Genomic DNA, 24,472 nt, shown 5'->3' on the forward strand with positions numbered 1-24,472 from the left:
TAAATAAACCTGATGATTACCAAGCATACCCTAAAGATACACCTAATCTTGGTAAAAATCCATCAATACTAACTGTAGAACCTCCTTTAGCAGAAGCTGAAATATATTGAGCCCCAAAGTTTAAATCTAAAGCAAAACCTGAATCTCCTCCACCAAATACCCATTGGTATCCAGCTAAAGCTCCTCCTGAAAAAGCAGAAAAACCTACATCTTCACCAGAATTATTTTCTGCAGAAGCAGAAGAATAGTTTACAAACGGAGCAGCATACCAACCTCTTGGTGCATCTTTTTCAGAAGAAAAGTAGAATTTATACTTACCTTCAGCACCAATAGCACTCGTGCTAATTGTTTCTGATCCTGATGTTACATCAGCACCAGCATAAGATATCCCAATCTCAAAAGAACCTTTATCAGATACAGCTCTTTCATAAGATAAATCTGCAACTCCAAATGCTAATCCTAATGGGTTTGCCTTAATTACATTCTTTTGTGCATTTGCAGTAAAACCTACAGCTACCATAGCAATTACTAATAATAATTTTTTCATTAATTTTTAATTTTATAATTTTAATTTTGAGCTGCGAAAATAATTCTATTTTTTATTTTCTTATAGCTTTTTTTTCTAAAAAGAACACCTTTTTTATAATGAACTGGAAACAAACCACATATGATTACGTTAATTTTTTAAAAATTGAAAGAGGTCTTTCTAAAAACTCTATTGATAGTTATAAGAGAGATATTAACAAACTTGCTTTATTTGTGGAGAGTACAGGTTTTCCCATTTCTCCTATAAATATTAGTCAAGAAACAGTACAACAATTTATTTATGAATCTAGCAAAAAGATAAATGCTCGTACACAGGCTCGTTTAATATCTGGGCTTAGAGGTTTTTTTAACTATTTAGTTTTTGAAGATTACCGAAAAGATAATCCAACTGATTTAATTGAGAGTCCTAATATTGTTAGAAAGTTACCTGACACCTTAGAAAAAGAAGAAATAGATGCCTTAATTACTGCTATAGATTTAAGTCATCCGCAAGGAGAACGCAACAAAACGATTATTGAAACTATATATAGTTGCGGACTTCGTGTAAGCGAACTTATTAACTTACAATTATCTGACTTATTTTTTGAGGAGGGTTATATACAAGTGTTAGGTAAAGGAAATAAATATCGTTTTGTACCTATTCATATCACTACAATTCATAGGCTTAATTTTTACATTAATGAAATCAGGTCTCTAATTACCTCTAAAAAGGAAGATGAGGATACTGTTTTCTTAAATAGAAGAGGAAAACGATTAACACGACAAATGATTTTTATCATCTTAAAAGAGTTAGCTCAAAAAATCAATCTAAAAAAAAGTATTGGACCACATACATTAAGACATTCTTTTGCTACACATTTACTTAAAAATGGTGCTGATTTACGTGTTATTCAACAATTGTTAGGACATGAAAGTATTACTACCACAGAAATTTATGTCCATTTAGACAATAGTTACCTTAAAGAGGTTGTTGATTTACATCATCCAAGAAGTAACTTTAATTTAAACGAGGAATAGAAATAAAGGAAACTATCGGGTACAAAAAAAGGCAAGCTACCTACATCACACCGCTACGACCTAATACCCTTGCTGCGTTCCCGCCCTGGGGGATTCAAAGGGAGCTGGTTGTGTAGAACTTGCCCATGCAAATTTACAACCATTTTTTCGTAAAAAACAACAAAATTTGTATAAAAAATTTGTAACATTTCTAAGTTTTTGAATACTAATAATTTGTTAGCAATATTTTTTGCTTTTAGTAGTAAAAAATAAGCATAACTATAAAAAAGAATATATTTGTATCACTAACTAAATTCACACAATGGAAAATCAAGCAAACAGTAAAAACATTATTTTAAATTACGGATTATACTTAGGTATTATTGGTGTATTTATTCATTTAGCATTTTATGCAACAGGAAACCTAATTGAACATGGAATGCTCTCTGGAATTATAGGTTTTATAGTCATGATAGCTTTAATTATTTTAGGTATTAAAAAATTTAAAGCTGATAATGGAGGAATTTTAACTTTTGGGCAAGCTTTAAAAGTAGGTGTAGGTATAGCAGTAATTAGTGCTGTAATTTCAACTATCTATACATTAATCTTTACAAACGTTATAGAGCCTGACTTCCAAGCACAAATGATGGAAATACAGAAGCAAGGTTGGATAGATGCTGGTATGACAGACGAGCAAATAGAAGCTTCTGAAACCATGGCTGAAAAGTTTAATAGCCCTTTAATAACAGCACCACTAGCTTTAGTTGTTTCAGCTTTCTTTGGGTTTATTATTTCTGCCATAGGAGGAGCTATAATGAAAAAAACAGAAGAAGAACAATATTAAACATAGTTTTAAATAGGTAAAAGTTTTACGTATAATGAATACTTTGTAACTTTACCTTTTTAAATTTTGAATAAAACATATGGATATATCGGTAGTAATACCACTTCTTAACGAAGAGGAATCTTTACCTGAGTTGTACGATTGGATTGCAAAAGTTATGCAATCCAATCGATTTTTATACGAAGTTATCTTTATTGATGATGGCAGTACTGATGATTCTTGGAAAATAATAGAAGGCTTATCACAAAAACATCAAGAAGTAAAAGGATTACGATTTCAAAGAAACTATGGTAAATCTCAAGCCCTAGATGCTGGCTTTGGCTTAGCTCAAGGACGTGTAGTAATTACCATGGATGCTGATTTACAAGATAGTCCTGATGAAATTCCTGAACTATATCGTTTAATCATTGAAGATAATTTCGATTTAATTTCTGGATGGAAAAAGAAACGTTATGACAATGTCATGACTAAAAACATTCCATCTAAACTATTCAACTGGGCAGCTCGAAAAACATCAGGATTAAAATTACACGACTTTAATTGCGGTTTAAAAGCCTACAAAAATGAAGTTGTTAAAGCAGTTAGAGTCAGTGGAGAAATGCATCGATATATTCCTGTATTAGCTAAAAATGAAGGGTTCAATCGTATTGATGAAAAAATAGTACAACACCAAGCTCGTAAATATGGAATTACTAAGTTTGGTATGGATCGTTTTATTAATGGTTTTCTTGATTTAATTACTATTTCCTTTCTTTCAAAATTCGGAAAACGACCTATGCACTTTTTTGGTCTATGGGGGACTTTAATGTTTATTTTTGGTTTTTTATCTGCTTTCTACATTGGTGTTATGAAAATATACCATCTTTCAACAGGTGTTAAAACAATATTGGTTACTAGTAATCCTTGGTTTTTCATAGCTCTAACCTCTATGATTTTAGGTACTTTATTGTTTTTAGCTGGTTTTTTAGGCGAATTAATTATCAAAAGCAATCCGCAACAAAAACATTACATAATCAAAGAAAAGCTGAATTTTTAAACCCGTATCTTTATGCGTTTTTTAATTTGATATATGGAAGAGATCTTAAACAAAGCAAAACAATGGCTTTCTGACACGTTTGATTCAGAAACACAACAAGAAATTCAACAATTAATCAATACCAAAGCTGAAGATTTAGCTGATCGTTTTTATAAAAATTTGGAATTTGGAACAGGTGGAATGCGCGGAATTGTAGGTGCAGGCACCAATCGAATCAATAAATACACCTTAGGTAAAGCTACCCAAGGGTTAAGCAATTACCTACATAAAACACATCCAAACAAAACTTTAAAAGTAGCTATCGGTTACGATTGTCGTCACGACAGTGAATGGTTAGCTAAAGTAGTTACCAACGTACTATCAGCCAATAATATTCAAGTATTTTTGTTTGATGATTTACGCCCAACTCCAGAGCTATCATTTGCAGTAAACTATTTAGGTTGCGATGCAGGAATTGTGTTAACAGCTTCACATAACCCACCAGAATATAATGGTTATAAAGTGTATTGGAATGATGGAGGACAAATAGTACCTCCACAGGATGCAGAAATTATCAACGAAGTAAATTCATTAGATTTTTCTGAAATCAATTTCAATACTAAAAATAATTTAATTACTTCTATCGGAAGTGAAATTGACGAAGCTTTTTGGAAAGCTTCTTTAGCGAATGGAACTTTCGATGTAAAAGGACGTGAAAGTTTAAAAATTGTTTTTACTTCTTTGCACGGAACGTCTATCAAGTTAATTCCTGAGGTTTTAAAACGTGCTGGCTATACACAAGTACATATTGTTCAGGAACAAGCAACTCCTGATGGAGATTTTCCAACTGTAAAATCTCCTAATCCTGAAGAACCTGAAGCACTTAAAATAGCTGTTGACTTAGCCAATAAAATTGATGCAGACATTGTTTTAGGAACCGATCCTGATTCCGATAGAATTGGAATTGCTGTTAGAGATTTGGATGGGAACATGACCTTGTTAAACGGAAATCAAGCCATGAGCATGATGACCGATTTTTTAATCAACGATTGGAAAAAACAAGGTAAACTAAACGGAAATCAATTTGTTGGCTCTACCATAGTATCCACCAATCTAGTGAATGAAATTGCCGATTCTTACGGTGTTGAAACCAAAGTAAGCTTAACTGGTTTCAAATGGATTGCTAAGATGATTAAAGACTACCCTGAACTTAATTTCATTGGTGGTGGTGAAGAAAGTTTTGGTTATATGGTAGGTGATTTTGTACGTGATAAAGATGCGGTTACCTCTGCCCTACTTGCTTGCGAAATGGCTGCTGATGCGAAAACTAATAACAGTTCTTTATATAAAGAACTATTAAACTTATACAAACGTCATCATCTATACAAAGAACATCTAATTTCTTTAGTAAAAAAAGGAATGGATGGTGCTCAACAAATCAAACAAATGATGGCTGATTTACGCAGCATACCATTGACTGAAATTGATGGATCGAAAGTGAAGTTTCTATACGATTATCAATCTTCAATTAGAAAAAACTTATTAACTGGTGATGAAAGCACCATTGATATCCCTAAATCAAACGTATTAATTTACCAAACCGAAGATGGAACCAAAGTTGCTGCTAGGCCTAGTGGTACAGAACCTAAAATAAAATTCTATTTTAGTGTAAAAACCAAATTAGACACTGTTGATAAAATAACTGAAACAGAAACTCTTTTAAACACTAAAATTCAACGCATTATAAAAGAACTAAACCTGTAATGGATTATTTTAAAAAGATTATTAAATATGCTATTCCATATAAGAAATATGGATACCTAAATGTATTATTTAACATCTTATATGCTTTTTTTTCTACCCTTTCATTTTTGGTACTAATGCCAATGTTAGAAGTAATTTTTAAACCAGATGCTCCTAAAGTAACTACAAAGCCAATTTTTGAAGGGATTACTGACACTATAAATTACTTTAAAGGGTTTGTTTCTTATCACATCACAGAAATAGCTGGTGATGATAAGTCTAAAGCTTTAATGATTGTTGTAGGCTTAGTAATTATAACTTTTTTCTTTAAAAACATCTTTAACTACTTAGCTATGTATTTTATTACATTTTTAAGAAATGGTGTTTTAAAGGATATTAGAAATGATTTATATAAAAAAACGGTAGAGCTTCCTATTTCTTATTTTTCAGAAAAAAGAAAAGGAGACACTATGGCACGTATTGGTACTGATGTATTGGAAATTCAACACTCTTTTTTATCCATATTAGTAATGATTGTTAGAGAGCCCTTAACAATTATTTTTACAATTGTTGCTATGGTTTTAATTAGTGTTAAGTTAACCATATTTGTCTTTATTTTTATCCCTATTTCTGGTTATATAATTTCATTAATTGGAAAAAGTTTAAAAAGAAAATCTGATAGTGTTCAAAAAGAACAAGGATATTTTTTATCGTTATTAGAAGAAACATTAGGAGGATTAAAAGTAATTAAAGGTTTTACTGCCGAAAAAGAGTTTCAAAGAAAGTTTGAAGCTTCTACCAGTCGATTTTATCATTTTTCAAATACATTAGTTAATCGTACTAATTTATCTAGTCCTGCCAGTGAGTTTTTAGGTATTGGAGTTATTGCTGTATTGCTTTGGTATGGAGGACAACTAGTTATAACCGATGGATCTTTAGATGGAGAAGACTTTATCGCTTATATGGGATTAGCATATAATATTCTAACACCTGCCAAAGCTATTTCGAAAGCAAGTTATAGCGTTAAAAAAGGAAATGCTGCTGCAGAACGTGTTTTAGAGATTCTGGAAACTGATAATCCTTTAAAGGATGTTTCTAACGCTATTGATAAAAAGACTTTTGATACTGAAATTTCTGTAGAGAATATTTCTTTTAAATACGAAGACAATTATGTTTTAAAAGATTTTTCTTTAACTATTCCTAAAGGTAAAATGGTTGCTTTGGTTGGACAATCAGGAAGTGGTAAGTCAACCATAGCTAACTTACTAACCCGTTTTTACGATGTAAATAAAGGAAATATAAAAATTGATGGAGTTGATATAAAAACTATCAAAAAGCATTCTTTACGACAATTAGAAGGATTGGTAACTCAAGATTCTATTTTGTTTAATGACACTGTAAAGAACAATATCACATTAGGTATTGAAGGTAAGAGTGATGAGGACATTATAGAGGCTGCTAAAATTGCCAATGCACATGAGTTTATAAAAGATTTACCAAACGGTTATGACACCAATATTGGTGATAGCGGAAATAAATTGTCTGGTGGGCAAAAACAACGTTTAAGTATTGCTCGTGCTGTTCTTAAAAATCCACCAATTATGATTTTAGACGAAGCAACTTCTGCTTTAGACACAGAATCTGAAAAACTAGTACAAGATGCTTTAGAAAAAATGATGCAAAATAGAACTTCTGTCGTTATTGCACATCGTTTATCAACCATTCAAAAAGCAGATATGATTATAGTGATGCAAAAAGGTAAAATTGTTGAGCAAGGAACTCACGAAGAATTAATTTCCAAAAGTGGAACATATAAAAAACTAGTAGACATGCAAAGTCTAGCATAAAAAAAAGAGAAGTTAATGCTTCTCTTTTTTTATATTAATTTCTCTATTGTGTTTTTAATCCAAGTTGCTCTCCTTTTTTAATCATAAATTGATAAGAAGCTTCATATTCATTAGGAATTTTCCCATCCAAAATAGCTTCTTTTATAGCTTCTTTTATTTGTCCTATTTCTCTACAGGGTTGTAAATTAAAAGTTTTCATAATTTCTTCACCTGTTATAGGTGGTTGGAAATTACGTACTCTATCACGTTCTTCTACCTCTTTAATTTTATCTCTAACAATTTCAAAGTTCTTATGGTAGCGTTTAAATTTCTTCAGATTTTTTGTTGTAATATCTGCTTCACACAAGATCATTAATGACTCTACATCATCACCTGCATCAAAAATTAAACGTCTCACAGCTGAGTCTGTTACTTCACTCGCCAAAACTATAGGTCGAGAGCTTAATAAGACCATTTTCTGAACAAATTTCATCTTGTTATTCAATGGCATTTTTAAGCGTTTAAAAAGCTTGTATACCATTTTAGATCCTACAAATTCATGTGCATGAAAAGTCCAACCTATTTTTTTATGGTAACGTTTCGTAGGTGCTTTACCAATATCATGCAACAATGCGGCCCAACGAAGCCAAACATCATCCGTGTTTTTGGAAATATTATCAACTACCTCTAATGTATGATAAAAATTGTCCTTGTGTTTTTGACCTTCTACTTCTTCTACTCCTTTTAAAGCTGTTAATTCAGGAATAATTCGATCTAATAAACCTGTTCTTTCAAGTAGTAAAAAACCAGTTGATGGAACAGGGGCTTCTAAAATTTTATTCAACTCAACCACTACACGTTCACGAGTAATAATATCAATTCTCTGAGCATTTTTTGTGATAGCGTTTAACGATTCCTCTTCGATTTTAAAATTTAATTGTGTAGCAAATCGAATGGCGCGCATCATACGCAATGGATCATCAGAATAAGTTATATCTGGATCTAAAGGAGTTCTAATAATTCTAGCTTCTAAATCAGCTATACCTCCAAAAGAATCTAGTAACAAACCGAAATCATCTTCATTTAAACTTAATGCCAGTGCATTAATTGTAAAGTCTCTTCGATTTTGGTCATCCTGTAAAGTACCTTCAGAAACTTTAGGGTTTCTACTCTCTTCTGAATATGATTCTTTACGTGCCCCTACAAACTCAATTTCAACATCTTTAAAACGTAACATCGCTGTTCCGTAGGTTTTGAACACCTGAACTTTAGGCCTATTCGGCAATAACTCAGCTACTTTTTGAGCTAATTCTATTCCGCTACCAACAGCCACGACATCAATATCTTTGGCTGTTCCTCGTTTTAAAATAAAATCACGTACAAAACCACCAATTACGTAACTTTCTAGTTGTAACTCTTTAGCTGCTTTGGATATATATTGAAATATTTCTGCGGAAATTGCTTCCTTAAAATATTGTTTCTGCATACAATTATTCTCTAATCACTATAATAGCTTCACCTTCAACTTTTAAAATAGTTGAAGACTTTTCTGCTACTTTCTCTTGATGCAAATTTACCACATAATCTACATTCTTTAAAATTGCTTGGCTTATTTCTGAAAATGATTTAGGAGTTGGTTCTCCACTCACATTTGCTGAAGTAGAAACAATAGGCTTACCAAACTCTTTAATTAGCTGAATACAAAACTCATCTTGTGGAATCCGTATAGCAATCGTATTATCAGATGCAATGGTATTGGGTGCTAATCTTATTGGGTTATTGTAAATAATAGTTGTTGGTTTTTTTGTCTCTTTTAAAATTTTTAAAGCTTTTTCAGGAATATTACCAACATGATTCTGTAACATTTCAATAGAATCTACTAAAATGATTAAGCTTTTAGATTCTTTTCGATTCTTTATTTTATAGATTTTTTTTACGGCTTCTTCATTTGTAGCATCACAACCTAATCCCCAAACTGTATCAGTTGGGTACAAAATTGTGTTACCTTGTCGTAAATTATCTAATATCTGGTTTAACATAATTTATAATGAATACCTGTCTTCTAACCAATTTAACACATAGTCTAGCTTTTCTTTTGGACATTGATCTAAACTCTGCATATTTAAAAATAATTTACTTTCTTTTTTAGTAATAACATTCAACTTATACTTTAACCAAGCAAATGATTTTTTATAGTTCTGAATATACACCAATTGATAGTCATTTTTTAAAATAGCTGTATTATTTTTAATTTCAATATGATTGGCTAACCCTTGAGGAGTATACTGCTCAGCATTTCTAAATTTATGTTTTATATTGAGAGTTTCAACTTCTTTATGATTTTTAAAAAATTCTTTAAATGTTGATTTTCTTAAAGGGTAAGGTGTATGATGGAATTTGTAATATTTGTTAAACCCAACCAATTTAGCACTCATTTCTTGAGCTTTCTTATGCCCTGCTCGTTTCCTTTTCTTTTCAGAATTAAATAAGCGTTTATAAAAAATATCTTCGTTAAACTTTAACCACTTTCCTCTAATAACTGGTTTACCTTCTATAAAAAAGTCTGATATATTTACTTCTTTCAACAAAAATATATCATCATTAAAATAGATAAAATATTCTGATAAATTCGGAATATCATACAGTTTTGTTTCTATAGGACGGCAATTAAAAACTGGTAAAAATTGAACATCTTCTTTAAAAACGTCTTGATGATCTACAACAAAAACATTTTCATACGTTCCTTCTTTCTTGTTTTTAAGAAACTTTGGAGTTTGATTGTCGGTTACTATAAAGATATTTCTAATAAAAGGGGCAAACTTAAGAATTGAATTAACAGTGTATTTAATCTCTTCTACTTGATCAAATCTTGTTCTAAAGTTTTTATTGCTTATTATCTCTTTATTTTCTAAATAAGGTAACATTTTTTGTTGATGAGCTTCATCTTTACCATCAACCCAAGTAATTACAGCGTCTATATGCATATATTTCATTGTAAGCAATAGTTGTTTAACTGAGTATAGTTATGATTTTTCAGCCCCTTACCCTTAATTCGGGTAATTTAATCATATCTCCTAATCTTCTATTATACTCTTCAGGATAAAAATCTTTTCTACCATCTGCTGGATAAAAAGTCATTTCTCCAAAGATTATTTTATCGGAAGCTGAATAAAAATCAACCCTAACAAAAGGAAAATCAGCTGCTAAAACTTTAGAAAGTGTTATCATTTTTTCAAAATTCAATGGCTTTTCAAAATTACTTTCAATTTCTCCTTTCAAATATTCTTTTTTTGTAAAAGGTAATTTTTTAAACTCTAAATCATAAAAAGAAACTTTTGGAGTATCTTCTTTATCTAAATTTACCAATACAAATTCAGGTTCTCCATTAAAGCAATAAAACTTATAATCGGTTAGAGACTCACTCTTATCATCTTTTATAAATTTTTCAGCAATTAACTTAGGAGCAACATCTTTATATGCCCATTCTTGTCCTGTTCTATAATACTGGTTGGTAGATAACCATTTTTCAACCTTTCTCTTTACTTTAGAAAGATTAAGCTTAGTTTTATCTCTACAAATAAGATTATAACTGCTGGCATGAACAGCTTTTAAAACAAATTTATTGGGTAACTCTTTAAAATTAATTTCAGAAAATGAGTTATACACACCGTATAACTCATTTAAATATTCATTACCTATTTTTTCAGAAACATATTCTCTTACAGCATATTTATCTACCAATTGATTCAGTATTTTTGGCTGATAATATGCTTTTAACCATTGTATCTTCTGGTTAAACTCTATTGGGTTATCTAAATCTAGTTTTTTACCTGTATAATATTCATACATGTATGGTAAATATACTTTTTGTGGTAAAAAAGTTAGTTTTTTTAAGAAGCGTAGAATAGTTCTATTCATTTGTTATAACTTAAACCGCTACATCATACTCTCTAAGAGCATCGTTTAGCGAAGTCTTCTTATTTGTACTCTCTTTACGTTTACCAATAATTAAAGCACAAGGGACTTGATATTCGCCAGCAGCAAACTTCTTTGTATAGCTTCCTGGAATTACCACAGAACGAGCAGGAACAACTCCTTTCATTTCTACTGGTTCATCACCTGTTACATCGATAATTTTAGTACTCATTGTTAATACCACATTCGCTCCTAAAACTGCTTCTTTCTCCACTCTAACCCCTTCTACAACGATACAACGAGAACCAATAAAAGCGCCATCTTCAATAATAACAGGTGCAGCTTGTAAAGGTTCTAAAACTCCACCTATTCCTACTCCACCAGATAAGTGTACATTTTTACCAATTTGAGCACAAGAACCTACTGTTGCCCATGTGTCTACCATGGTTCCTTCATCAACATAAGCTCCAATATTCACATAGCTAGGCATTAAAATAGTTCCTGCTGAAATATACGCTCCGTGACGAGCAACTGCATTCGGAACCACACGGATTCCTTTCGCTTCATATCCTCTTTTTAATGGGATTTTATCGTGATATTCAAAAATACCTGCTTCTAAGGTTTCCATTTTTTGAATAGGAAAGTATAACACTACGGCCTTTTTTACCCACTCATTTACTTGCCACCCGTCCTCTGTTGGTTCAGCAACACGTAAATCTCCTGCATCTAATAAATCTACTACTTTTCTAATAGCATTAATTGTAGTTTCTTCCTTCAATAAATCACGGTTATCCCACGCTTTTTCTATAATTGATTGTAATTCTGTCATTTTTAAAAAATATTTTTCAGCAAAAATAAAATTGCTTTCAAGAATATACTGCGAAGATACATTTTTTAAACAGATATTTCTTCCTTGTTTAATTTAGCTACCTTTGCAAAAACTTATAAAATGGGCAGAATAGTAGCCATAGATTTTGGAAAAAAAAGAACAGGTATTGCTGTAACCGATGAACTTCAGATTATTGCTTCCGGGTTAACAACAGTAAGCACTCCAGAGCTTATTACGTTTTTAAAAAATTATACAAAAAAAGAAAATGTTGAACTCTTTTTAGTAGGGAAACCGAAGCAAATGGATAATTCTGATAGTGAAAGTGAAGCTCTTATTCTTCCTTTTCTTGAAAAGCTTGAAAAAGTTATTCCTTCTATCCCTATAAAGCGTGTTGATGAAAGATTTACCTCTAAAATGGCTTTTCAAACAATGATTGATAGTGGTTTGAAGAAAAAGCAACGTCAAAACAAAGTTTTGGTAGACGAAATCAGCGCTACAATCATCCTACAATCGTATTTATACAATAAATAATTTTCTACCAAAAGCATTCTTTTGTATTTTTGCATTCCTTAAAATTAAAAAGTAAATGATTTTACCCATTGTAGCATACGGAGATCCCGTTTTACGTAAAGTAGGAAAAGAAATCGATAAAGATTATCCGCAGTTAGAAAAACTAATTGCCGATATGAGAGAAACCATGTACAATGCTAATGGGCTTGGTTTAGCGGCTCCACAAATAGGAAAAGACATTCGTTTGTTTATTATTGATGCTTCTCCTTTTGCTGAGGATGAAGATTTAAGTGAAGAAGAGAAAAATTTCTTTAAAGACTTTAATCGTGTTTTTATCAATGCGAAAATCATTAAAGAAGAAGGAGATGAGTGGGCTTTTAATGAAGGATGTTTAAGCATTCCTACCATTAATGAAGATGTTTTTCGTCAAAAATTGGTTACGATTGAGTACCAAGACGAAAACTTTAAAAAATACACAGAAACTTTAAGCGGATTACCTGCTCGTGTTTTTCAACATGAATATGATCATATAGAAGGAGTTTTGTTTACCGATAAACTTTCTTCTTTAAAGAAACGTTTAATTAAAAAGAAATTAGAGAATATTTCGAAAGGAAAAGTAAATGCAGGATATCGCATGCGTTTTCCTAATGTTAAGAGATAATAGTTATACACTAAAAAATTAAAACATGGAATTTAACAAAATTATAGCTGTAACTGGTAAGCCAGGTTTATATGAAATCTTATCACAAACCAAAACAGGAGTTATCGTAAAATCTATCATTGATGGTAAACGTTTTCCTATTACAGCTACACACAATGTAAGCTTATTAGAAAATATTGCTATTTACACCTACGAAGAAGAGGTGCCTTTAGCTCAAGTACTTAAAAATATTGCTGATAAAGAAGATAGTAAAGAAGCAATTTCTCACAAAGAAAGCGCAAATAAATTAACTACTTATTTTAGCGAAGTATTACCTGGTTATGACGAGGAACGTGTATATGCTTCAAACATAAAAAAAGTAATTCAGTGGTACAATATCTTAGCGAAGGCTAATTTTGACTTTAGTACCTTAACTGAAACTGAAGAGACAACTACAGAAGAAGCTTAAATCGTGAATACTCGTAAGCAACAGTTAGCGGCCTTTAATCGTTTGTTAAATATCATGGACGACCTTCGTGAGAAATGTCCGTGGGATAAAAAACAAACCTTGGAAAGCTTACGCCATTTAACTATTGAAGAAACGTATGAGCTTGCTGATGCGATTTTAGACGACGATTTAGAAGAAATAAAAAAAGAATTAGGCGATGTGCTTTTGCACATCGTCTTTTATGCCAAAATTGGTAGCGAAAAACAGGCTTTTGATATTGCTGACGTTGCCAATGCAATCTCAGACAAACTTATTGACCGTCACCCTCATATTTATGGTGATGTAGTGGTTGAAAATGAAGAGGACGTTAAGAAAAACTGGGAGAAAATAAAACTGAAAGAAGGGAAAAAGTCAGTTTTAGAAGGTGTTCCTAAAAGTTTACCCGCTGTGGTAAAAGCGAATCGTATTCAAGATAAAGTTGCAGGTGTTGGTTTTGATTGGGAAGAACCACATCAAGTGTGGGAAAAGGTTCAAGAAGAGCTTTCTGAATTGAACGAAGAAATCAAAAATAACAATCAAAAGCAAATAGAAAAAGAGTTTGGAGATGTTTTATTCTCTATGATTAATTATGCTCGATTTATTGGGGTAAATCCTGAAAATGCATTAGAAAAAACCAACAAAAAATTCATCAATCGCTTTCAGTACTTAGAAAAAGTGGCTAAAAAGGAAGGTAAACAACTTTCTGAAATGACCCTCGCTGAAATGGATGTGCATTGGGAGAATTCAAAAAAGTTTTTCAAATAATCTATCGTCATTGCGAGCCCAGCAAAGCTATCTTTTTATTTAAAATCATAATACTCTTCTAAGTAACTAATCCTCGATTAAGAGATTACTCCATCATTGTTCCCCGTAATTGCAAAGGTGAATCGTCATTACGAACAAAGTGAAGCAATCTTTATATCGACTAAAGTTTATTACTTTTTATTTAGTTTTATTCATAGAATGAGGTAAATAACATATCTTTTTGATATATTTTCACATAAGTAATATCACCTACTAAATATTGTTCAGACCTTTTTGGTTTCAACTCTTTTAATAAATGTAGGCTGTTTCCTTAACCAATATTGAGAATTTGATTATTGAGTTTCTCATCCTTAAGCTCTCGTTCTAATCGTTTAATTTTTTGTGCTAGTGTTTCTTTGGATTTTGGCATAAAATGTATTGAAGAGTTATTTCAGTTTAAGTTACCATGTTTTTGTAACCAAACCAAAACAATACTTCTTCCTTGGATATCGTAAACCTTTTGTGCTTGTTTAAAGCTTAAGTTATAACTTCGTTGAGTCCGTTTTTTTCTTTGATTTTCTGAGTCGTTCATAAATAAGTCGATTTTGTGTCAACTTATTTCAGGGCGTAACAGCTATATAAAAAAGATAAGTCTTAAATTCCACCTTTTTTTCTTAATTTTATAGTTTAGCATTTATGATAACCATGTGTTATTTTTTATAAATAATCCTTTATTCCAAAGTCCACTCTATCAATCGTTATGGAAAATAAAAACAAAAAAAACATAAACAAACAAGCTTCTGCTGAACCTCCTTATAAATTATTAAGTTTAAGAACTGGTAAACCTAAAGATTGGGCAGCTGGTATTCCTGGTGTTACCAATGCTATTAAAAGTTTAATTAATGATAAAGCATTGATTAGAGGAGGAAAAGCATTATTTAAAATGAATCAGTTTGATGGTTTTGATTGTCCTAGTTGTGGTTGGCCTGACCCCGATGACAGACGCTCTACAATTGCAGAATATTGTGAAAATGGTGCCAAAGCTTTAGCTGAAGAAGCTACAAGTAAAAGAATTACAGCTAATTTTTTCAAACAAAATTCTGTATATGAGTTATCTCAATTAAGTGATTATGAAATTGGTCATTTAGGGCGACTTTCAGAACCTATGTATTTACCCAAAAATGGTACCCATTACGAATCTATTAGTTGGAATAGTGCTTTTGATAAAATTGCGAAACATTTAAACAAGCTTGAATCTCCAGACAATGCTGCTTTTTATACTTCTGGAAGAACAAGTAATGAAGCTTCTTTTGTATATCAACTTTTTGTTCGTGAATTTGGAACCAACAATTTTCCTGACTGTTCTAATATGTGTCATGAAACATCAGGCTTTACCTTAGCTTCTATAACAGGTGTTGGTAAAGGTACTGCTACTTTAAAAGACTTCTACGATACCGATATCATCATGATTATTGGTCAAAACCCTGGAACTAACTCACCAAGAATGTTAAGTGCCTTAGAAAAAGGGAAAAAGAACGGAGCTAAAATTATTGCAGTTAACCCTCTTCCTGAAGCTGGTTTAATGGGATTCCGAGATCCTCAAAAAATAAGTGGTATTTTAGGGAAAGGAACAGATCTTGCCGATTTATACCTTCCTGTGAAAATAAATGGTGATTTAGCATTACTGAAAGCAATACAAGGAATACTAGCTAATTTTGAAAAAGAAACCCCAGGTAAGGTCTTTGACCAAGAATTTATCAAAAATAAAACGGTTGGTTATGAAGACTTAATAAAGCAAATAGAAAATTATGAGCTAAACGAACTGGCAAAGGCCTCTGGTGTATCAAAAGATGATATTCATAAGGCGGCAGAAATGTTAGCTCATAAAAAACGTATTATTATTTGTTGGGGAATGGGACTTACCCAACAACCCAACGGTGTTGATATTTTAAAAGAAGTTCTCAATTTACTCTTCTTAAAAGGAAGCATTGGTAAACCAGGAACAGGCTCTTGTCCTGTACGTGGTCATAGCAATGTGCAAGGAAACAGAACCATGCTTATCAACAATCATCCTTCTCAAGAGCAATTAGACAAACTAGAAGAAGTTTTCGGTTTTAATCCGCCAAGAAATAGCGGATATGATGTCGTAGATACCATAAAAGCAATGAACGAAGGAAAAGTAAAAGTACACTTTAGCATGGGTGGAAATTTTTTATCTGCTACTCCTGACACTAATTATACAGCCAATGGTTTAAGACAATTAGATCTATCAGTTTGTGTTTCTACCAAATTAAATCGAAGTCATTTAGTTCATGGTAAAGAAGCTTTAATTTTACCTACTATTTCTAAGAGTGAAATTGATATGGTTAACGGTGAGCATCAGTACACAAGTGCAGAAAATGCAATGGGAATTGTTGAATGGTCTAAAGGAGTATTAAAACCAATTTCTGACAAGCTGATCAACGAAACACATATTGTTTGTAGAATGGCAAAAGCTACTTTAGGAAACAAAAGTGTTGTTGACTGGGATTACTATATGAATAGTTATGATGCTGTAAGAGATGATATTGAAAAATGTATTCCTGGTTTTGAAAACTACAATGTTCGTGTAAAACAAAAAGGTGGCTTTTACCTTCCTAACAATGCTCGTGAAGGAAATTTTAAAACTAAAGAGTTTGGTAATCGTGTTCCTTTTTCTATAACCTCGCTTCCTGAAAACAACTTGGCAGATGATGAATATTTAATGGCAACGGTAAGAACACATGATCAGTTTAATACTACTATTTATGGATTAAATGATCGTTATCGTGGTGTTTATAATGAACGTCGTGTTATTTTTATGAATAAAAACGATATAGAAAAAGCCGGTTTTAAATCTGGTGATAAGGTAGATTTATACAATTATGACGACAATACAGAGCGTATTGCTCCACTATTTATTATTGTTGAATATCCTATCCCTGAAAAAAACACAGTTACTTACTTCCCTGAAACCAATGTATTAGTTTCAATTCATAATACTGTAAAAGGAAGTAACATGCCCGCTTCAAAACATATCAAAATTAAAATTAAAAAGCACAATCCTGACATCTATGATAAAATAGACGGAACTCTTTATAAGAAATCGAACTCATAAACGAGTTTACTCGTATAATTTTAATTTATTTTCTAGTTGTTGAATCGTTTTATGCATAGAATCCATTCTATCAAGCATATTATTAATCACGTCTATACCTTGCATATTTACCTCTAAATCGTAATGCAATCTGATTATTTTCTCTAAAATCGGCAACTGTTCTTTGTGTAAATACTTGTTCGAATCTTTTACTATAAACTCTATGAGCTGAAAAGATTCGATACTTTCTATAAATTGTTCATCTAAATTATGATGAACAATAACTTTTTGTACACTTATTAATTCTTTATCGCTCATATTTATTTCAATTTAGAAAGTTTTGTAAATAACTCTCGTTGTTCATCTGTTAAATTGGTAGGGATATTTACTTTATAAGTAACATACAAATCACCATATTGATCTTCTTTTTTATATTTTGGAAATCCTTTTCCTTTTAATCGGATTTTAGTTCCATTTTGAGTTCCTGATTTTACTTTGAGCTTAACCTTATCAACAAAAGTATTAATCACCACTTCTCCACCTAATACTGCCGAGTATAAATCAATGTTTTGCTCCGTATATAAATTAGCCCCATCACGTTTAAAATTAGCGTCAGGTTTAATATCAAAAGTGATGTATAAATCTCCTTTTGGACCTCCATTTATACCTTCACCTCCATGTCCTTTTATTTTAATTGTTTGTCCATTTTCTACTCCAGCAGGAATGGTTATTCTTATTTTTTTACCATTTACTGTCAATACTTGTTTTTGTGAGGTATAAACATCTCTTAAGTTTAATTGTAATGAAGCATTGAAGTCTTGACCTCTAAATTGTGCTGTCCTCCTTCCTGAACTTCTACCACCACCAAATGCTGCATTAAAAAAGTCAGAAAAATCGGTTCCATCAAAATCTGAGGATGAATATTGTTGGTAAGAGCCTCCGCCACCAAATCCGCTTTGATAACCTCGTTGTTTTTTTGCTTCCTCATAAGCTTCTGCGTGTTCCCAATTTTCCCCGTACTCATCGTACTTTTTACGATTTTCAGGATTACTCAACACTTCATTTGCTTCATTAATTTGCTGAAACTTCTTTTTAGCTTCTTCATTATTTGGATTCGTATCTGGGTGATACTTTCTCGCTAACTTTCGATAGGCTTTTTTTATATCAATAACAGTCGCATTTTTACTTACCCCTAAAACTTTGTAATAATCTATAAATTCCATATCAATTAAAACTGATGTATCTCCTTTAAAAATACAAAATATAACTACACAAAACCAACGCTTTAGTTCAGCGTAATTTTTAATGTATTTTTGCTTTAAATTAAAAGATTAAATGACGGTAGAAGATTTAGTAGGCAGATACAATATTATTGGTAGTAATCAAGATGAAAGTAAAAACACCTATAAAGGAACGCTTTCTTTAACACTTGATGAAAACAATAGAATTGTTGCAAAATGGCTTATTAACAAAGAACAAGAACAATTTGGTGTTGGCTTTTTTAAAAACAACATTCTTGTTATTAATTTTAACTATACAAGCGATGATAACACTATCTATAAAGGAGTGGTTGTTTACACTTGTATTTCCAAAAATATTTTAGATGGATTTTGGTCTGAAAAGTATGGAAATCCATTATTTCTGGGAGAAGAACGTTGTTTTAGAATACAAGAACAACCAGAATTAATCAATTAAAAAAAACTACCTATGCAATGTCCTTGCAACCCTCAAAAAAAGTACACAGATTGTTGCCAAAAAGCACATCAAAACATTCATTCAGTTACCTCAGCTGAAGCTTTAATGCGTTCAAGATATAGTGCTTTTGTGCTAGCTAACATTGACTACCTACAAAAAAGTCATCATAGTAGTACTAGACCTTCTAAACGTGAGAAAAAAGAAATTTTAGCTTGGACAAAAACTGTTATTTGGCTAAAACTAGAAGTTTTAAACGTTACCGAAACCACGGTGGAATTCAAGACTTTTTTCATGGAAAATGGAAGTTTAGACATAATTCACGAAAATTCTGCTTTTTGTAAAGAAAATGACCATTGGGTATATCTTGATAAAAAATAAGACTGTCTAAAATAATATCATTCCGAACAAAATATGAGGAAGAATCTCATACAAATGAGAAACAAATATTTAAAAGATTTCTCCCTTAGGTCGAAATGACGTTCTAGACAGTCTCATTAATATTACACCAAAAACTCAAATAAATTAGGCTTATCATTTAGGTATTCTCCATAAAAGTTACGCTCTTTCATTCTTTGAATTAACGGTTGTAAGTCTTCTTTTTTCTCCAGTTCTATTCCTACAACAGCTGGTCCATTTTCTCTATTGGTTTTTTTAGAATATTCAAAAAAAGTAATATCATCATTTTCTCCTAACACCTCAGCTACAAACTCTTTTAAAGCTCCAGCTCGTTGCGGAAAACGAACAATAAAGTAATGTTTAAGTCCACCAAATAACAGCGCACGTTCTTTTATCTCTGCTGTACGGGTTATATCGTTATTACTTCCGCTAATAACACATACTACATTTTTACCTTTTAATTCTTCTTTATAAAAATCTAATGCACTCAAGGTTAATGCTCCTGCCGGTTCTACTACAATAGCTTCTTTATTATACATTTCTAAAATCGTCTGACATACTTTCCCTTCAGGAACTGTAATCATGTCTGATAAATTTTCTTTACAAATTTTGTAGGTCAACTCCCCTACTTGCTGTACTGCCGCTCCATCAACAAATTTATCTATGTTTTCTAGTATAACGTTTTTGTTTTCTTCTAAGGATTTTTTCATTGATGGTGCCCCCGCAGGCTCTACTCCTATAATCTTTGTTTTTGGAGACAACAATTTAAAAACACTTGATAAACCAGAAGCCAATCCACCACCACCTACAGGTACAAAAACATAATCGATAGGTTGTTGTGCTTGTTCTAAAACCTCCAAGCCTACTGTAGCTTGCCCTTCAATAATTTTTTCGTCATCAAATGGATGTACAAATGTTTTTTTCAAACTATCCGATAAGAGTTTAGCTGCTTTATAAGCATCGTCAAACGTATCTCCTATCAATTGAATATTTACAAAATCACCACCAAACATTTTTACTTGTTCTACTTTTTGTTTGGGTGTTGGTGCTGGCATATAAATGGTTCCGTAGATTTCTTTTTTTCTACATGCTAAAGCTACTCCTTGTGCATGATTTCCTGCACTAGCACACACAATTCCATTTACTAACTCCTCTTCTGTTAAAGAGCTAATTTTGTTATAGGCTCCTCTAATTTTGTACGAACGAACTTGTTGCAAATCTTCTCTTTTTAAAAATATATTTGCATGAAACTGTTGTGATAGATTGAAATTTTCTTGCAGCGGAGTAACAGCTACGACTTCTTGTAAAGTCGCAGCAGCTTGCAGTATGTCTTCTAATTTAGGAAAATAAGTTTTGTTTTTAACGTCCATAATATTACGCTAAAACAGGTTCTTCTTGATTCACGCTTGTTTTGATTGCTTTCATCGCTGTCATTGCTTCACGTAACTCTGCTCCTACTTTTTCAATCGGGTGATTTCGGATTGCTTTGTTCACTATAATTAATTCAAGATTATCTGCTTCATTAGAAGTACTGTACTTTTTTCCAATAACATCTGTATTTACCGATTTCATAAAATCAGTTAATAAGGGTTTTGCTGCATGGTCAAATAAATAGCATCCGTATTCAGCCGTATCAGAAATAATCCTATTCATTTCAAACAGTTTCTTGCGTGCTACTGTATTTGCTATTAATGGTAATTCATGTAATGATTCGTAGTAAGCAGACGCTGAAATAATTCCTGATTTCACCATTGTTTCGAATGCTAACTCTACTCCTGCTTTTACAAAAGCCACTAACAAAGTACCTTTATCAAAATAGGTTTGTTCTGAAATTTCTTCGGAAGTTGCTGCTGTTTTTTCAAACTTAGTTTCTCCTGTAGCCGCTCGCCATGTTAATAAATTAACATCGTCGTTTGCCCAATCTTGCATCATCGTTTTTGAAAAATGTCCCGACATGATATCATCCATATGTTTGCTAAACAACGGAGCCAATACTTCTTTTAATTCTTCAGAAAGTTGGTAGGCTTTAATTTTTGCAGGATTCGATAAGCGATCCATCATATTGGTAATACCTCCATGTTTTAAAGCCTCGGTAATGGTTTCCCATCCATATTGAATTAGTTTAGATGCATATGCTGGTTCGACTCCTTCTTCAACCATTTTATTAAACGATAAAATTGACCCTGTTTGTAACACTCCACATAAAATGGTTTGTTCGCCCATTAAGTCTGATTTTACCTCAGCCACAAATGACGATTCTAATACCCCTGCTCTATGACCACCTGTTGCATACGCATAGGCTTTTGCTTGTGCTAAACCTTTATTTTCTGGGTCATTTTCAGGGTGTACAGCGATTAACGTTGGTACTCCAAATCCACGTTTATACTCTTCTCTAACTTCTGTTCCTGGGCATTTGGGTGCTACCATAATTACGGTTAAATCTTTACGCACTTGCATCCCCTCTTCAACAATATTAAATCCGTGAGAATATGATAACGTTGCTCCTGATTTCATTAATGGCATTACTGCATTTACTACTTGGGTATGTTGTTTGTCTGGCGTTAAATTACACACCAAATCAGCAGTTGGAATCAACTCTTCGTAAGTTCCAACTTCAAAATTGTTTTCAGTTGCGTTTTTATAAGATTGACGTTGTTCTTTTATGGCTGCTTCTCGTAATGCGTATGAAATATCTAAACCAGAATCGCGCATGTTTAGTCCTTGATTCAATCCTTGTGCCCCACATCCTACAATTACTACTTTTTTTCCTTCTAATGCTGTTGCTCCTTCTAAAAACTCATCAGCATTCATAAATCGACATTTTCCTAATTGTTCTAATTGTTCTCTTAATGATAATTGGTTGAAATAATTTTTCATTTTAATTTGTGTTGTTTATTTATGCTGTGATTAATTGTAATAATTTTGATACGGGCATTTCTTCTTTTGTGATGGCAATTCTCCCTGAACGAACAAATTGCTTAATACCGTGTTTATCTAAAATGTGGTAGAGTTCTTCTACTTCTTCTTTACTTCCTGATTTTTCAAGAACAAAGAAGTTTTTATTTACATTAATGACTCTTGATTTGCTTTGATTGATAATCGTTTGAATTTCATCATTATCAGTTAATAAGTTGGTACTTAGTTTAAATAAGCATGACTCCTGATATACTGTTTCTTCGTCAGTATGATAAAAAGCCTTAATTACTTCTACTTGTTTTTCTATCTGACCTATGATTTTTTTCATTTGTTCTTCTGTAATCTTTACTAAAAGCGTAATTCTTGATACGCTTTTAATTTCTGATGACGAACTATTAATACTCTCAATGTTAATATGTCTTCGTTGAAATATTGCTGATATTCTGTTCAGCAGTCCAATATTATTTTCTGTATATATTGAAATTGTATAAGTGTTTTTTGTACTCATGTTTTCTTATTTTAATCGAACTTCTGATACTGATGCTCCTGTTGGAATCATTGGAAATACATTATCTTCTTTTTCTACACAAACCTCTAAGAAGTATGCTTCTTTACTTTGCATCATTTCTTGTACAGTATTGGCTAACTCTTCACGTTTTGTAACCCTATTAGCAGCCATATGATATCCTTTAGCAATTGCTACAAAATCAGGATTCGTCATTACTGTAGAAGCATATCGCTTGTTAAAAAATAACTGTTGCCATTGGCGTACCATACCTAAAAACCCATTGTTTAGTACCACAATTTTAACTGCTGCTTTGGTTTGTAAAATCGTTCCAAGTTCTTGTATGGTCATTTGGTAACCTCCATCACCAATTACTGCTACTACTTCTCGTTCTGGTTTTCCCATTTTAGCACCAATTGCTGCAGGTAAAGCAAACCCCATAGTACCCAATCCGCCAGAAGTAATACTACTTTTAGATTGATTAAATTCAGCATAACGACTTGCGATCATTTGATGTTGCCCTACATCGGTAACTACAATCGCTTTTCCTTCCGAGGCTTCATTTATTTGTTTGATAACCTCTCCCATAGTTAGTCCTTCCCTTGTTGGAAACAAATCATTTTTAATGACTTTATCAAACTCTACTGCATCTAAATCTCTAAACTCTTGCAACCACTCTTTATGTTTTTTTTCTTTTAAAAGAGGAAGTGCCGCCGCCAAGGTTTCTTTTACATTTCCTAACACAGCTACAGCTGTTTTTACATTTTTATCAACTTCAGCAGGATCTATTTCAAAATGAATCACTTTTGCTTGTTTTGCATAACGATTTAAATCACCTGTAACACGATCATCAAAACGCATTCCAATAGCAATTAATACATCGCACTCATTCGTTAATTTATTAGGACTATAATTACCGTGCATTCCAACCATACCAACATGCAAATGATGTTTTGTTGGTAAAGCTGACAAGCCTAACAAAGTACTTGCTGAAGGAATTTCTGCTTTTTCTATAACAGCTTTAAACTCTTCTTCTGCCTCTCCTAGAATTACACCTTGCCCCCAAATAACAAATGGTTTTTCAGCGTTATTAATTAGCTCTACAGCTGCTTTCACACTTTGTATATCCATCGTTGGAACAGGTTGATAACTTCGTACCGAGGTACATTTTTTATATTCAAAATCAAACTCTTCAAACTGTGCATTTTTAGTGACATCAACTAACACAGGTCCTGGTCTTCCTGAGCGAGCAATGTAAAATGCTTTAGCCATCACCTCTGGTATTTCACTTGCTTTGGTTATCTGATAATTCCACTTAGTTACTGGAGTTGAAATTCCCACAATATCTGTTTCTTGAAAAGCATCAGAACCCAATAAATGTGTTCCTACTTGTCCTGTAATACATACCATTGGAGTAGAATCTATCTGTGCATCGGCAATACCTGTAATTAAGTTGGTTGCTCCTGGACCTGAAGTTGCTATCGCTACTCCTACTTTACCTGTAGCTCTAGCATATCCTTGTGCCGCATGTGTAGCTCCTTGTTCGTGACGTGTTAATACATGATTCAATTTATCTTGATATTTATACAACTCATCATATACAGGCATAATAGCACCTCCTGGATACCCATACAATAAATCGACTCCTTCTGCTAATAAACATTTTACTACAGCTTCTGCTCCTGTAATGGTTACTTTCTGTTTTTTCTCTAATTCTGTTTGTTGTTTCGTTTTTGTTTCCATAGTACAA

The 24,472-nt window shown here is 32.2% G+C and carries 24 protein-coding genes, 1 other RNA gene and 1 pseudogene; 12 read left to right on the forward strand and 14 right to left on the reverse strand.

The genetic code is table 11. The annotated features are described in order from the left end of the window. Positions 1-16: 16 nt before the first annotated feature. On the reverse strand, positions 17-547 hold the full coding sequence (locus ACKTSW_RS05045; RefSeq protein WP_408024184.1) for a DUF3575 domain-containing protein: 531 nt from the start codon (positions 545-547) through the stop codon (positions 17-19). Positions 548-645: 98 nt separating this feature from the next. Between ACKTSW_RS05045 and xerD the strand changes: the two genes are divergently transcribed. Beyond that, a complete protein-coding gene (gene xerD / locus ACKTSW_RS05050) occupies positions 646-1,563 on the forward strand; it encodes a site-specific tyrosine recombinase XerD (RefSeq protein WP_408024185.1) in 918 nt (305 codons plus the stop codon). A gap of 26 nt (positions 1,564-1,589) precedes the next feature. On the opposite strand, the gene ffs is transcribed toward xerD, so the two are convergent. Next, an RNA gene (ffs, locus tag ACKTSW_RS05055) (signal recognition particle sRNA small type) lies at positions 1,590-1,688 on the reverse strand. 176 nt (positions 1,689-1,864) lie between these two features. On the opposite strand from ffs, the gene ACKTSW_RS05060 reads away from it, so the two are divergent. The 4 genes from ACKTSW_RS05060 (at position 1,865) to ACKTSW_RS05075 (ending at position 6,991) form a co-directional block, all read left to right on the forward strand. Continuing rightward, complete coding sequence (locus ACKTSW_RS05060) at positions 1,865-2,386, forward strand: DUF4199 domain-containing protein (RefSeq protein ID WP_408024186.1); 522 nt, start codon at positions 1,865-1,867, stop codon at positions 2,384-2,386. A 79-nt stretch (positions 2,387-2,465) separates the two neighbouring features. Then, positions 2,466-3,422, forward strand: a complete 957-nt coding sequence (locus tag ACKTSW_RS05065) for a glycosyltransferase family 2 protein (RefSeq protein WP_408024187.1) — start codon at positions 2,466-2,468, stop codon at positions 3,420-3,422. A 33-nt stretch (positions 3,423-3,455) separates the two neighbouring features. Next, positions 3,456-5,165 carry a phospho-sugar mutase gene (locus ACKTSW_RS05070; protein ID WP_408024188.1) on the forward strand — a complete coding sequence of 570 codons (1,710 nt, stop codon included), beginning with the start codon at positions 3,456-3,458 and terminating at the stop codon, positions 5,163-5,165. Next, a complete protein-coding gene (locus ACKTSW_RS05075; RefSeq protein ID WP_408024189.1) occupies positions 5,165-6,991 on the forward strand; it encodes an ABC transporter ATP-binding protein in 1,827 nt (608 codons plus the stop codon). The genes ACKTSW_RS05070 and ACKTSW_RS05075 overlap by 1 nt, the downstream gene beginning before the upstream one ends. A gap of 43 nt (positions 6,992-7,034) precedes the next feature. Here ACKTSW_RS05075 and ACKTSW_RS05080 read toward each other — a convergent pair whose 3' ends face one another. The 5 genes from ACKTSW_RS05080 to ACKTSW_RS05100 are packed head-to-tail and all read right to left on the reverse strand — an operon-like array spanning position 7,035 to position 11,714. Further along, entirely contained in the window at positions 7,035-8,456 is a 1,422-nt protein-coding gene (locus ACKTSW_RS05080) for a CCA tRNA nucleotidyltransferase (protein WP_408024190.1), read from the reverse strand. 4 nt (positions 8,457-8,460) lie between these two features. After that, positions 8,461-9,009 carry an L-threonylcarbamoyladenylate synthase gene (locus tag ACKTSW_RS05085; protein WP_408024191.1) on the reverse strand — a complete coding sequence of 183 codons (549 nt, stop codon included), beginning with the start codon at positions 9,007-9,009 and terminating at the stop codon, positions 8,461-8,463. A 3-nt stretch (positions 9,010-9,012) separates the two neighbouring features. Further along, positions 9,013-9,963 (reverse strand): Stealth CR1 domain-containing protein, encoded by a 951-nt coding sequence (locus ACKTSW_RS05090; RefSeq protein WP_408024192.1) that lies wholly within the window; start codon positions 9,961-9,963, stop codon positions 9,013-9,015. A gap of 40 nt (positions 9,964-10,003) precedes the next feature. After that, the gene (locus ACKTSW_RS05095; protein WP_408024193.1) at positions 10,004-10,888 is read right to left on the reverse strand and encodes an ATP-grasp fold amidoligase family protein; all 885 of its coding nucleotides are present in this window, start codon (positions 10,886-10,888) and stop codon (positions 10,004-10,006) included. A 10-nt stretch (positions 10,889-10,898) separates the two neighbouring features. Continuing rightward, positions 10,899-11,714 carry a 2,3,4,5-tetrahydropyridine-2,6-dicarboxylate N-succinyltransferase gene (locus ACKTSW_RS05100; protein ID WP_167713790.1) on the reverse strand — a complete coding sequence of 272 codons (816 nt, stop codon included), beginning with the start codon at positions 11,712-11,714 and terminating at the stop codon, positions 10,899-10,901. 120 nt (positions 11,715-11,834) lie between these two features. Between ACKTSW_RS05100 and ruvX the strand changes: the two genes are divergently transcribed. From ruvX to mazG, 4 genes are read left to right on the forward strand one after another with little or no spacing between them, the layout of a single operon-like run. Next, positions 11,835-12,245 (forward strand): Holliday junction resolvase RuvX, encoded by a 411-nt coding sequence (gene ruvX, locus ACKTSW_RS05105; protein ID WP_408024194.1) that lies wholly within the window; start codon positions 11,835-11,837, stop codon positions 12,243-12,245. A gap of 55 nt (positions 12,246-12,300) precedes the next feature. Then, entirely contained in the window at positions 12,301-12,885 is a 585-nt protein-coding gene (gene def / locus ACKTSW_RS05110) for a peptide deformylase (protein WP_408024195.1), read from the forward strand. A 25-nt stretch (positions 12,886-12,910) separates the two neighbouring features. Then, positions 12,911-13,333: a DUF5606 family protein gene (locus tag ACKTSW_RS05115; protein ID WP_408024196.1), complete on the forward strand. Its 423-nt coding sequence runs from the start codon at positions 12,911-12,913 to the stop codon at positions 13,331-13,333. Between the two features lie 3 nt (positions 13,334-13,336). After that, a complete protein-coding gene (gene mazG, locus ACKTSW_RS05120) occupies positions 13,337-14,116 on the forward strand; it encodes a nucleoside triphosphate pyrophosphohydrolase (protein ID WP_408024197.1) in 780 nt (259 codons plus the stop codon). Between the two features lie 442 nt (positions 14,117-14,558). On the opposite strand, the pseudogene ACKTSW_RS05125 reads toward mazG, so the two are convergent. Continuing rightward, positions 14,559-14,687 (reverse strand): annotated as a pseudogene (locus ACKTSW_RS05125) (IS3 family transposase); the annotation flags it as partial. Positions 14,688-14,855: 168 nt separating this feature from the next. Between ACKTSW_RS05125 and ACKTSW_RS05130 the strand changes: the two are divergent. Next, a complete protein-coding gene (locus tag ACKTSW_RS05130) occupies positions 14,856-17,231 on the forward strand; it encodes an FdhF/YdeP family oxidoreductase (RefSeq protein ID WP_408024198.1) in 2,376 nt (791 codons plus the stop codon). A gap of 6 nt (positions 17,232-17,237) precedes the next feature. Here ACKTSW_RS05130 and ACKTSW_RS05135 read toward each other — a convergent pair whose 3' ends face one another. Both ACKTSW_RS05135 and ACKTSW_RS05140 read right to left on the reverse strand, forming a co-directional pair. Beyond that, on the reverse strand, positions 17,238-17,528 hold the full coding sequence (locus ACKTSW_RS05135) for a chaperone modulator CbpM (RefSeq protein WP_408024199.1): 291 nt from the start codon (positions 17,526-17,528) through the stop codon (positions 17,238-17,240). Positions 17,529-17,530: 2 nt separating this feature from the next. Continuing rightward, a complete protein-coding gene (locus tag ACKTSW_RS05140) occupies positions 17,531-18,433 on the reverse strand; it encodes a DnaJ C-terminal domain-containing protein (RefSeq protein WP_408024200.1) in 903 nt (300 codons plus the stop codon). 112 nt (positions 18,434-18,545) lie between these two features. On the opposite strand from ACKTSW_RS05140, the gene ACKTSW_RS05145 reads away from it, so the two are divergent. Next, positions 18,546-18,905 carry a hypothetical protein gene (locus tag ACKTSW_RS05145; RefSeq protein WP_408024201.1) on the forward strand — a complete coding sequence of 120 codons (360 nt, stop codon included), beginning with the start codon at positions 18,546-18,548 and terminating at the stop codon, positions 18,903-18,905. 12 nt (positions 18,906-18,917) lie between these two features. Continuing rightward, entirely contained in the window at positions 18,918-19,283 is a 366-nt protein-coding gene (locus ACKTSW_RS05150) for a YchJ family protein (protein WP_408024202.1), read from the forward strand. 122 nt (positions 19,284-19,405) lie between these two features. On the opposite strand, the gene ilvA is transcribed toward ACKTSW_RS05150, so the two are convergent. From ilvA to ilvB, 4 genes are read right to left on the reverse strand one after another with little or no spacing between them, the layout of a single operon-like run. Further along, positions 19,406-20,671: a threonine ammonia-lyase IlvA gene (ilvA, locus tag ACKTSW_RS05155; RefSeq protein ID WP_408024203.1), complete on the reverse strand. Its 1,266-nt coding sequence runs from the start codon at positions 20,669-20,671 to the stop codon at positions 19,406-19,408. Positions 20,672-20,675: 4 nt separating this feature from the next. Beyond that, complete coding sequence (gene ilvC / locus ACKTSW_RS05160; RefSeq protein WP_408024204.1) at positions 20,676-22,178, reverse strand: ketol-acid reductoisomerase; 1,503 nt, start codon at positions 22,176-22,178, stop codon at positions 20,676-20,678. Positions 22,179-22,197: 19 nt separating this feature from the next. After that, positions 22,198-22,725: an acetolactate synthase small subunit gene (ilvN, locus tag ACKTSW_RS05165; protein WP_408024205.1), complete on the reverse strand. Its 528-nt coding sequence runs from the start codon at positions 22,723-22,725 to the stop codon at positions 22,198-22,200. Between the two features lie 6 nt (positions 22,726-22,731). Further along, positions 22,732-24,465 (reverse strand): biosynthetic-type acetolactate synthase large subunit, encoded by a 1,734-nt coding sequence (gene ilvB / locus ACKTSW_RS05170; RefSeq protein ID WP_408024206.1) that lies wholly within the window; start codon positions 24,463-24,465, stop codon positions 22,732-22,734. Positions 24,466-24,472 lie beyond the last annotated feature (7 nt).

This window comes from Tenacibaculum sediminilitoris (assembly GCF_964513795.1).
In the GTDB taxonomy this organism is placed as follows: Bacteria; Bacteroidota; Bacteroidia; order Flavobacteriales; family Flavobacteriaceae; genus Polaribacter; species Polaribacter sediminilitoris.